Source organism: Sulfitobacter sp. KMM 9851 (assembly GCF_057178245.1).
In genome coordinates this window covers 2,752,394-2,763,375 of the sequence record NZ_CM169991.1, presented here as the reverse complement: position 1 = coordinate 2,763,375, position 10,982 = coordinate 2,752,394, and the positions used below count along the sequence as shown (strand labels likewise).

The following is a 10,982-nucleotide window of genomic DNA, read 5'->3' as shown; positions in this document are numbered from 1 at the left end:
ACCAGATGGAGCGATCTTATGAAGACGACAATTTGCGCGGCGCTGCTGGCCGCAACCAGCATGGCGGTGACGGGCCCGGCGCTGGCGGCCTCGAAAAAGGAAGTCAGCTGTGGCCATCAGGCCGCCGTGGTGGCGGCCGTGCGTCAAGCGCGGCTGGACCGGGTGAAGGAACGCGAGGTGACCAAAATCGTTACCGCCCAAGCCACGTGGCCTGAAAATTTCAATACCGCGATTCCGCTTGTCACCCCTTGGGTTTATGAGATGAAAATGCGCGACGTGAAAGAACAGGATCTGGCGGCGGCATGGAATGAGATGTGTCTGGCGCAATAGCCGCTGGCGCCTGACGACCGACCGGGGCAGGGGGCGTTGCCCCCGACGCGGCGCTGCGGCCCGTCCCCCCGGAGATTTATTTTGCGAAGTGAAGCAGGGCGTGCGCACTGGACTCTGATCCGGTGCGCCCAATATATAGAACCATGAGCCTGCCCCCTGGATTTCTGGAAGAACTGCGTGACCGCGCCAGCCTGTCTCAGGTGGTGGGGCGCAAGGTCGTGTGGGATGCGCGCAAGTCCAACCAGGGCAAGGGCGACATGTGGGCGCCGTGCCCGTTCCATCAGGAAAAATCTGCCAGCTTTCACGTCGATGACCGCAAGGGGTTTTATTACTGCTTTGGCTGCCACGCCAAGGGCGACGCCATCAGTTTCATCCGCGAGACGGAAAACGTCAGCTTCATGGAAGCGGTTGAGATACTGGCCCGCGAAGCCGGGATGCCGGTGCCAAAACAAGACCCCCGCTCTCAGGCGAAGGCTGACAAACGCACGCAACTGGCCGAGGTGATGGAACAGGCGGTGCAGTGGTTCCGCCTGCAACTGGGCACCGGTGCTGCGACACAGGCGCGCGAGTATCTAGCGCGGCGCGGCCTGTCAGAGCAGGCGCAGGCGCATTGGGAAATCGGCTTTGCCCCCGACACATGGCAGGGGCTGTGGGACGCGCTCAAATCCAAGGGCGTGGCGGATGAGCTGATTTTGGGCGCCGGATTGGCCAAACCATCCAACAAAGGCAGCAAACCCTATGACACGTTTCGCGGGCGCATCATGTATCCGATACGCGATGCGCGTGGGCGCGCCATCGCTTTTGGTGGCCGTGCGATGGACCCGGACGATAAGGCGAAATACCTCAATTCGCCTGAGACTGAATTGTTCGACAAGGGCCGCAGCCTTTATAATGTGAAAGACGCCCGTGCGGCGGCGGGCCGGGGCCAGCCGCTGATCGTGGCCGAAGGGTATATGGACGTGATTGCCCTGCATGGGGCCGGGTTTCACGCTGCCGTCGCCCCGCTGGGTACCGCCATCACCGAAAACCAGTTGCAGATGTTGTGGCGCATCGCACCCGAACCGATCATCACGCTGGACGGTGACACGGCGGGTCAACGCGCGGCACTGCGGCTGATTGATCTGGCGCTACCGCTGCTTGAGGCCGGGCAGTCGTTGCGCTTTGCCGTGATGCCCGAAGGACTGGACCCGGACGATCTGCTGCGCGCTCAGGGTGCCGGCGCGCTGCAAAAGCTGCTGGATGCGGCGCTGCCCATGGTGCAGCTGCTGTGGCAGCGCGAAACCGAAGGTCGGGTGTTTGACAGCCCCGAACGCAAGGCGGCACTGGACAAATCACTGCGTGAAAAGATCAAGCTGATCCGCGATCCGTCGATCCGCAGCCACTATGGGCAAGAGATCAAAGACCTGCGCTGGCAGTTGTTCCGGCCGCAAAAACCGCAACGCGCGGCGTTTCAGCCCGGCGGCGGCGGTAAAGGGCGCGGCAAGGGCAAGGGCGGCGATTGGAGTGCGGCGCAATCGACGCTCGCCAGCACCAAGGCATCGGCGCTGGGCATAGCGGCTGACGATCAGACGCCCGAACACCTGCGCGAAGCGGTGATCTTGGCGGTTCTGTCGAATTGCCCAAGTCTGATCGAAGCGTTTGAGGCGGGGCTTGAGGCGATGGAATGTAGCAATCCCGACCACGCCCGCCTGCGCGACGTCATGCTGCGCCACGGCCACGCCGGGCCCGAGGTGATCCGCGACCAAATTTCGAACGCTCTGGGGCCGGACGCCCTTGAAATCTTGATGGCGCAGCGCCACGTTGCCATTACGCCCTGCATTCGCAACCCTGACGACATCGACATGGCCCGGATGACCGTGGCCGAGGAATTGGCCAAGCTGGAATCCCTGCGCGGCTTGCACGCCGAGATCGCGGAAGCCGCCGAGGATTTGAGCGGGGCAGCGGACGAAGGCGTGACATGGCGACTGACAGAAGCGGCGCGCGCCGCAGACAGGGCCAGCCGTACAGGCCAGGAAGACAAGGCAGAATACGAAGTGGGCGACAATGGCGCGCGCATGAACCGCACGGAACGCAGCGCTCTGGATACGCTGCTGGGAACGATCAAATATGAAAAGCCAAAGGGCCGCAGCTGAGCTTTCAGCGTGACCTTTTCGCAGGACTTTAGGAAAAAGCAGGGTATCGGCTTTAAGAATCACCCGGAACCCCGCATGATTCGGAAAACCGAATCACCTGTGGGTGATTCGCGCTGACGCGCTGGAGGAGCACGATATGGCCGCCAAAGATACAAACGAAGATGCTAAGACTGACGATCAGGACTCCGGTCATTCGCTCGACATGAGCCAAGCCGCCGTCAAAAAGATGATCGGCGAGGCGCGTGAGAAGGGCTATATTACCTATGGCCAGTTAAACACGGTGCTGCCGCCCGATCAGGTCGGCTCGGAACAGATCGAAGATGTGATGTCGATGCTGTCTGAGATGGGCATCAACATCATCGAAGACGAGGACGCAGAAGAGGAAGAGGCCAAAGGCTCCACCGATCTGACGACCACGGATTCCACCCGCGATGTCACCCTATCGTCGGGCACCTCTGAAAAGCTGGACCGGACCGACGACCCGGTGCGCATGTACCTGCGCGAGATGGGCAGTGTCGAACTGCTGTCCCGCGAGGGCGAAATTGCCATCGCCAAGCGCATCGAGGCCGGCCGCAACACGATGATCGCGGGCCTGTGCGAAAGCCCGCTGACCTTTCAGGCGATCACCATCTGGCGTGACGAACTGCTGTCAGAGGACATTCTGCTGCGCGACGTTATTGATCTGGAAGCCACCTTTGGCACCCAGATGGGCGAGGATGAGGAAACCACACCCGTTGTCACGCCCGGCGTCACCACTGAGGCGAAGGCCGATAGTGACAAGACCGAACTGGACGCAGACGGCAACCCAATTGCCACCGATGACGACGAGGATGAAGACGAACAGGCCAACATGAGCCTGGCGGCGATGGAAGCGGCGCTGAAGCCGCAGGTGCTCGAAGCGCTCGATATCATTGCCGACGACTATATCAAGCTGAGCGAGATGCAGGACAGCCGCATCTCTGCGACGCTGAACGAAGATGGCTCCTTCTCGAAGAAGCAGGAAGAAACCTACCAGAAGCTGCGCTCGGAAATTGTGCTGCTGGTGAATGAACTGCACCTGCACAACAACCGTATCGAAGCACTGATTGACCAGCTTTACGGCATCAACCGCCGGATCATGCAGATCGATTCAGCCATGGTAAAACTGGCCGATCAGGCGCGCATCAACCGCAAGGAATTCGTCGACGAATACCGCGGCTACGAGCTGGACCCCAACTGGATGGAGCGGATGGCCGAAAAGTCCGGTCGCGGCTGGCAGATGTTCATCGAACGCTCCGCCGAGAAGGTGGACGAGCTGCGCACCGACATGGCGCAGGTTGGTCAGTATGTCGGCCTCGACATTTCGGAATTCCGGCGCATCGTGCAGCAGGTCCAGAAGGGCGAAAAAGAAGCCCGTCAGGCCAAGAAGGAGATGGTCGAAGCGAACCTGCGTCTCGTCATTTCGATCGCCAAGAAGTACACAAATCGCGGCCTGCAGTTCCTTGATCTCATTCAGGAAGGCAACATCGGCCTGATGAAGGCCGTGGACAAATTCGAATACCGCCGCGGCTACAAATTCTCGACCTATGCGACATGGTGGATCCGTCAGGCAATCACCCGGTCGATCGCCGATCAGGCGCGCACCATCCGTATTCCGGTGCATATGATCGAAACGATCAACAAACTGGTCCGCACCGGTCGCCAGATGCTGCACGAAATTGGCCGCGAACCAACACCAGAGGAATTGGCTGAAAAGCTGCAAATGCCTTTGGAGAAGGTTCGCAAGGTGATGAAGATCGCCAAAGAGCCGATCTCTCTCGAAACGCCAATCGGCGACGAAGAAGACAGCCAGCTTGGCGATTTCATCGAGGACAAGAACGCCGTCCTGCCACTGGATTCCGCCATTCAGGAAAACCTGAAGGAAACCACGACACGCGTGCTTTCGTCGCTGACACCGCGCGAGGAACGTGTTTTGCGGATGCGCTTTGGTATCGGCATGAACACCGATCACACTCTCGAAGAGGTGGGGCAGCAGTTCAGCGTGACGCGCGAACGTATCCGCCAGATCGAAGCCAAGGCCCTGCGCAAGCTCAAGCACCCCAGCCGGTCGCGCAAGCTGCGCTCGTTCTTGGACCAGTAAACTTTCGCGGCGGCGCGCCCTTGGGCCGCGCCGCCGCAATCTTGATCCTCTGCCCCGCACGAGGTTCAACGCATCTGTGATTTTGATCTTCGCGCGGTCCACCCTAGATATGGTGTATCCCAAAGAGAGGTCTTGCCATGCGCCCGTTCCTGTATGCCCTGTGCTGTTGCCTCGTGCCTGCCACTGTCGCGGCCCAGGCCTACCAAGCCGAAAACTGGCTGATCGTTGTTCCGCTGAACACCAGTGATTTCGAAGTGATCGAGGACCACGGCGAAGGCGCGCGCGGCATCTGGTGCGCCGCTGCCAGCTTCGCTCAGACGCGGCTCGGCTTGCCCCGTGATCAGCGGCTCTATGTTAAATCCCCGCGCGGCCCATCTGTCAGCGGTGTTGGCACCAAGGGCGTTGTGTTCACCACCGATCCGGGCCGGGTCGACGGCGTGGCGGCCCAGTCCTATTCTGTTACCGTGCGCCGGGCCGGGGAAAACCTGCCCAGCCACCACGCCCGCCAGTTCTGCAAGGATTACCTGATCGAACTGAACGATCTTTAGCCGCATGAGGTGCGCAATGTTACGATTAGTCTCCTTCACCATGCTCAGCACGGCTTTGACGTTGGCGCCTGCTGCTCAGGCGTTTGAGGCTGACAACGGCGTACGTGTCGACGCGGCACCCGGCGGTATATTGGTCATCGGCGATGCCGGGCAGGGCGCACGTGGGATGTGGTGCGCCGCCGCAGATTATGCCCGCGACGTGCTGGGGGCCGCAGGGTATCAGCGTCTTTATGTGGCCGTGGCCCGCACACCGGGGCTGGGCCAGCGCGCCCCGGTCCTGTTTACAACTGATGCCGCAGGGTTAGACCCTGCGCCGGTGTTTCTTGTTGGCGCATCGCTGGCACGCGCCGGGTCGTCGCTCTCGGTCGATCACGCCTTGGGGTTTTGCCGTGACGCGCGCGGGGTCGGCAGCTAAGGATGCAGACCTGTTTCACCGTCCAGACCAAGGGTCAGGCGCTCTACGAATTCACGACGGATGTCGCGCGGTGGCTTGCCGGGCAAGGCAACGGTCTGTTGACACTGATGGTGCGTCATACCTCGGCCTCACTTTTGATCCAGGAAAATGCCGATCCTGATGTGCAACGCGATTTGCTGGCCTATTTCGCGCGTCTGGTGCCACCCGCCGATGCGCCGCAAATGGCCTACCTGCGGCATGTCATGGAAGGTCCCGACGATATGCCCGCCCATATCAAAGCCGCCATGCTGCCCGTCACGTTGAGCATCCCCGTTACCGCAGGGCGCATGATGCTGGGCACCTGGCAGGGCATCTACCTCTTTGAACACCGCGATGCGCCGCACACCCGGCAAATAGCGGCGCATTTTTCGCGATAGGCCCCGGTCCCCGGTAGCCATCGCCGCCCGGCGTCGCGCAATACCGTTGGGTTCCTGCCACAATCCGCACCGCAAGATGTAGCGCTGAAATTCGCCACTACCCAAAACCTCGCGGGTCACATATAACTGTAGGCAAGAGGGCGAATTGCCCCACAAGTGAGGCAGGATAATAAGGGGGGACGGCCCATGCGCTGCCCGTTTTGCGGAAATATCGACACTCAAGTAAAAGACAGCCGCCCGGCAGAGGATCACGTATCCATCCGCCGCCGCCGCTTTTGTCCCGCCTGCGGCGGACGGTTCACGACCTACGAACGTGTTCAACTGCGCGATCTCGTGGTGATCAAGACCTCGGGCAAACGCGAAGATTTTGACCGCGACAAGCTGGAACGCTCGATCCGTATCTCCATGCAGAAACGCCCCATTGATCCTGAACGCATTGATCAGATGATCAGTGGCATCGTGCGCCGTCTTGAAAGCATGGGCGAGACCGACATTGGCTCCAAACAGATCGGCGAGATCGTGATGGAGGCGCTGGCGCGGATCGACACGGTGGCCTATGTGCGCTTTGCGTCGGTTTACAAGAACTTCCAAGCGGCGGACGATTTCGACAAATTCGTGCAGGAACTGCGTCCCGACGCCCTGCCGGAAGAGTGAACGACACACGTTTCATGGCGCTGGCCCTCAGCTTGGGCCGGCGTGGACAGGGCCGGGTCTGGCCCAATCCTGCCGTGGGCTGCATCATTGTGCGCGAGGGTCGGATCATCGGGCGCGGTTGGACACAGCCGGCGGGCCGCCCCCATGCTGAGACAGAAGCCTTGGCACAGGCCGGTGCGGCGGCACGCGGTGCCACCGTATATGTCACGCTCGAACCCTGCGCCCATCACGGCAAGACTCCCCCCTGCGCCCAGGCCCTGATCGACGCGGGTGTGGCCCGAGTGGTCGTGGCGACAGGCGACGATGACGCGCGGGTAAACGGACGTGGCATCGCGATGCTGCGCGCTGCAGGCATCTGCGTCGATGTCGGTGTGCAGGAGGACGAGGCCCGCGCCGATCACGCCGGGTTTTTCTGTCGTACCGACCTTGGCCGCCCGATGCTGACGCTCAAGCTGGCCAATTCCTTTGACGGGCGGATCGCCACCGGCACTGGCGAAAGCCAATGGATCACCGATGGCCCCGCGCGCCGCCTGACCCACGCCATGCGCAGCCGCCATGATGCCGTCATGGTCGGGGGCGGCACGGCGCGCAAGGATGACCCCAGCCTGACGGTGCGCGATCTCGGTGTGGGCCATCAACCTGCCCGCGTGGTCGCCTCGCGCAGGCTTGACCTGCCGCTGATGGGCCAACTGGCACGCAGTGCAGCACAGGTGCCGCTGATCCTGTGCCACGGCCATGATGCTGACGCGGCACTGATGCGCATATGGTCCGATTTGGGTGCCACTCTGCTGGCCTGTGGCGCGCGCAACGGCCAGCTTGATGCAAACGACGTCCTGCACCAGCTCGGCACCCACGGCCTGACCCGCATCTTCTGCGAAGGCGGCAGCGCCTTGGCCGCCTCGCTGATTGAGGCCGATCTGGTGGATCAACTGGTCGGTTTCACTGCTGGGGTTATCATCGGCGCTGAAGGCCTGCCAGGCATCGGCGCCATGGGGTTGGCGCGCCTGTCAGCGGCACCGCGCTACGCCCTTCAGTCCAGTCAGCAAATCGGCCCCGACCTGCTACACATCTGGACACGCGGCTAGCCCAACACACACTTCAGCTTTTTCGGGTCAAAAATACCCTCGGGGTCCGGGGCAGAGCCCCGGCGCCTACCGCCCGCGCCACATATGCGCCTGGCTCGCCAACAGCCCCTGTAGCTTTGACAGCAGCCGATTGCCCAGTCGCACCTGCGGCAAATCCCCCGCCGCCAGCCGCGCCACGACAACCTCGACGGCGCAGGGCAGACCGGTCTTGGGGTCCAAATAGCGCGGATAATCAATCAGCGCAGCATGGACCAACCCCTCAAGCGTGACCTCGGCGCGGCGGCGGGGTGGCACGTCGCCCCGGTCTTCGGTCAGTCCCCAGCCCGCATAAAAGGGCGCGCCCAAGGTGACAACCGGCACCCCGCGCAGCAGTGCCTCGAACCCCATGAGCGACGTCATCGTCCAAACCACATCGACCTGCGCCAGCAACGCCACCGGGTCCGCCTTGTGCACCACAACATCCGCATCCGGGGCCTCGACCACGCCGCTGCGCAGCCCCGCTTCGACATCCGGGTGCGGTTTGTAGACGATCACGGCATCCTCGTTTCCCGCGCGCGCAGTGGCCAGCAATGCGGCGTTGCTGCGCACGATGTCCGTGCCGGTCAGGATCGACGCGTCATCTTCCACTTGCCCCGGCACCAGGATACGCCGCCCCGGCGGCAGCTTTGTTTTCGCGCCGCCCAGATTATACTTGCTCAGCCCCGCATCCGTCAGCGCCGCGATCAGATTTTGCGCCCGCGCGCGCTGGTCAGGCCGCAGACGGCTACGTTTTTCGATCCATTTCTCCAATCGGCTGGGGCGAGACGGATCGTAGTAAATGCCCAGATCATCGCACACCAGCGACAGCGGCGGCACCAGTTCCGCCCCCAGCCCGCGCGACCGCACAAACCCGTCCTCGACCCGCAGTGCACCGTCATGCGCCTCGGTCGCCTTGCTGGCCCAGATCATCTGCCGCCGCGCCGAGGGCGCTGCCTTAGCGCCGTCGCCTATAAACCGCATCGGTTTGACCCCGCCAAAGAACTGCTGCAGGGGGCGGCGTTTCCACAGGCGCATGCCATGCGCGTCCCAGCCGTGCCGGTCTTCGCGCCAGGCGCGGGTCTGGGCGGCAAAGGCGTTGATGGCAATGTCGAGGTCGCACAGGCGGTCGTGATGGGGGTCATACCATTTCGGATAGAGGATCATCGCCGCTGCAAACAGCTGCGCGCGGGTCAGCACGCGCTGGCGGCGTTGCACCGGGAATTCGTCGGTGGTCAATCCCCATCCCGCATAGAAGGGTTTGCCAAAGACCCGTGGCTTATGACCCGCAAATATCGCCTCAAACCCCAATTGCGACGACACAGTATAAACGCCCACCGCCCCTTCGAACAGCGCCTGTGGGCTTACGGCATCGCCCAGCAGGCTGATGCGGTCGTTTTCATCCTCAGGTCCGAAATACCCCGCCCGGAACCCCTGCGCGGTTTCGGGATGGGTCTTGATGATGACGCGGGCGCCGGGGTGCTCTTCCTGCGCAAAGACCAGCATTTCCAGAAACCGGCCCCGATCAGCACCCGATGCAATAACCGATGCATCGCCACGGGTCTGGTCGATCACCAGCACATAGCCGGGGGCGGGCAGGGGGGCAGAAGGGTCAAAGGCGCTGTATTTCGTCAGGTGATCTTCGGCGATCCGCGCCATGCCGCCGCGAGCCGCGTTCAGCAGGGCGGTGTTGTCCAAGGGATGTTCGGTCAGCAGCATTTCCAGATCCGAGGGCTGCGTCGGGTCGAAATGCGCGCCGCGGTGGTCGATCAGCAGGCCCAGCGGCGGTTCTCCGGCCCGGCCCGGATGCAGCGACCGCAACCAGGCATCTTCGACACGTACCACCGGCACCCCGCGCCGCTTTGCAATGCTTAGGCCCCGGTGCGCCGTGGGCGAATTGCCCCAGACGGCCACCGCATCGTCAACCCCCGGCAGGCCGAGCCGCAGGGAATAGCCCGCCAATGCCATGATGCGCCGCACGCGGGCCTGGGTCAAAAACCCGCCGTTATAGATAAAAAGCCGCCGGTTCCTTGCAGAACCGGCGGCGGGGGATTGATATGGGTCAGCTTCGAAAGCCACCGGGGGGTGTCATTCGCTGCCGGTTATCGATGCCAGGCTGCTGGCCGAACCGGCTGTGCCTGTGATGGCAGCGATCACCTTGCTCCACTGTGTGAACGGCGCTTCAGTGACATAGATGGTGTCATCGTCGCGGATCACAAAATCACGGGCCATGAACATGCCATTGGGTTTGGTCAGGTCCAGCACATAGACCATGCGCTGTGTGCCTTGCAGATCATTGCGGCCCAGCACCTGTGCCGCCACTTCGACAGGTTCATTGCGGAACACAAAGACCCCGGTGGGATCGGCCGACGCGGCACTCAGCCCGCCAACCTGCGCAATGCCTTCGAGCAGGGACAGGTTTTGCGATTCAAAAGGCACCTGTGCCTGGCCCCCGGTGGCGCCAAGGGCAGTGAACGAACGGGTATCTTCCTCGACCAGAATACGGTCACCGGCGCGCAGGGCGATGTCGAGCTCTGGATGGTTATAAAGGTCCTGGAACCAGATCTTGCCGCGCTGGTTGCCCCGGATCACGGTCACTTGGGCAATTTCCGGCACAATCGTCACGCCACCGGCACGCGCCAGCATGGTGCCCAGTGTGCGCGTGGGGCGTTCAATCGCATAGACACCCTGCGCCCCGACCGACCCGATCAACGACACGGTCGATCCGTCGCCCGCTGCCCGGCGCACTTCGATCTGCGGGTCAGGGGTCTGTTCGCCCAGCTTGGCGGTGATGATGCGGCGGATCGCTTCGGGCGAATTGCCTGCTGCCTTGATCCGTCCAGCATAGGGGATAAAGATGAAACCGGCACCATCGACCTGCACTTCTTCGAGGGTGGTCGCAGGTGCTCCTTCGACGCCCAAGAGCGGATCATCGACGTTTTCATAGACGGTAATGCCAAGGATATCACCAGGCTGGATCGTATCAGAGCCCAAGCGCGCAGCGTTCTTAAAACTTTCAGAGAAGCCCAAGGCCTCGGTCACGGCGGTCGCGCGCGTCACGCGGTCATTGACCTCAACGATGAACGCATCGCCTTCTTTCTGGACGGAGCCTGCGTAAATTTGCCGTTTGTTTGGCCCCACCTGTGGCAATCCACAAGACGAAACAACGGCCAAAGCCGCCAGAACTGCGATGGGACGCGCCCACCGGAAAGATACGGATTTCACTGCCCGGTCTCCTCGACCTGATTATTCTGCCTCGAATTCGCCA

The 10,982-nt window shown here is 62.2% G+C and carries 10 protein-coding genes; 8 read left to right on the top strand and 2 right to left on the bottom strand.

Features of this window, described 5'->3' with window-relative positions:
- Positions 1-18: 18 nt before the first annotated feature.
- From AC1965_RS13660 to ribD, 8 genes are all read left to right on the top strand, one after another.
- Complete coding sequence (locus AC1965_RS13660) at positions 19-330, top strand: hypothetical protein (RefSeq protein WP_483884401.1); 312 nt, start codon at positions 19-21, stop codon at positions 328-330.
- Between the two features lie 143 nt (positions 331-473).
- Complete coding sequence (dnaG, locus tag AC1965_RS13655; RefSeq protein WP_483884400.1) at positions 474-2,462, top strand: DNA primase; 1,989 nt, start codon at positions 474-476, stop codon at positions 2,460-2,462.
- Between the two features lie 136 nt (positions 2,463-2,598).
- The gene (gene rpoD / locus AC1965_RS13650; protein ID WP_483884399.1) at positions 2,599-4,581 is read left to right on the top strand and encodes an RNA polymerase sigma factor RpoD; all 1,983 of its coding nucleotides are present in this window, start codon (positions 2,599-2,601) and stop codon (positions 4,579-4,581) included.
- A gap of 137 nt (positions 4,582-4,718) precedes the next feature.
- On the top strand, positions 4,719-5,129 hold the full coding sequence (locus tag AC1965_RS13645) for a hypothetical protein (RefSeq protein WP_483884398.1): 411 nt from the start codon (positions 4,719-4,721) through the stop codon (positions 5,127-5,129).
- Positions 5,130-5,145: 16 nt separating this feature from the next.
- On the top strand, positions 5,146-5,544 hold the full coding sequence (locus AC1965_RS13640; protein ID WP_483884397.1) for a hypothetical protein: 399 nt from the start codon (positions 5,146-5,148) through the stop codon (positions 5,542-5,544).
- Between the two features lie 2 nt (positions 5,545-5,546).
- Positions 5,547-5,960 (top strand): secondary thiamine-phosphate synthase enzyme YjbQ, encoded by a 414-nt coding sequence (locus AC1965_RS13635; protein WP_483884396.1) that lies wholly within the window; start codon positions 5,547-5,549, stop codon positions 5,958-5,960.
- 186 nt (positions 5,961-6,146) lie between these two features.
- On the top strand, positions 6,147-6,614 hold the full coding sequence (gene nrdR, locus AC1965_RS13630) for a transcriptional regulator NrdR (protein ID WP_483884395.1): 468 nt from the start codon (positions 6,147-6,149) through the stop codon (positions 6,612-6,614).
- Positions 6,615-6,628: 14 nt separating this feature from the next.
- The gene (ribD, locus tag AC1965_RS13625; RefSeq protein WP_483887048.1) at positions 6,629-7,699 is read left to right on the top strand and encodes a bifunctional diaminohydroxyphosphoribosylaminopyrimidine deaminase/5-amino-6-(5-phosphoribosylamino)uracil reductase RibD; all 1,071 of its coding nucleotides are present in this window, start codon (positions 6,629-6,631) and stop codon (positions 7,697-7,699) included.
- A 66-nt stretch (positions 7,700-7,765) separates the two neighbouring features.
- Here the strand turns inward: ribD and AC1965_RS13620 are convergent, their stop codons facing one another.
- Together AC1965_RS13620 and AC1965_RS13615 are read right to left on the bottom strand one after the other, a co-directional pair.
- On the bottom strand, positions 7,766-9,709 hold the full coding sequence (locus tag AC1965_RS13620; protein ID WP_483884394.1) for a capsular polysaccharide biosynthesis protein: 1,944 nt from the start codon (positions 9,707-9,709) through the stop codon (positions 7,766-7,768).
- A gap of 93 nt (positions 9,710-9,802) precedes the next feature.
- Positions 9,803-10,939 (bottom strand): polysaccharide biosynthesis/export family protein, encoded by a 1,137-nt coding sequence (locus AC1965_RS13615; RefSeq protein ID WP_483884393.1) that lies wholly within the window; start codon positions 10,937-10,939, stop codon positions 9,803-9,805.
- Positions 10,940-10,982: the final 43 nt, after the last annotated feature.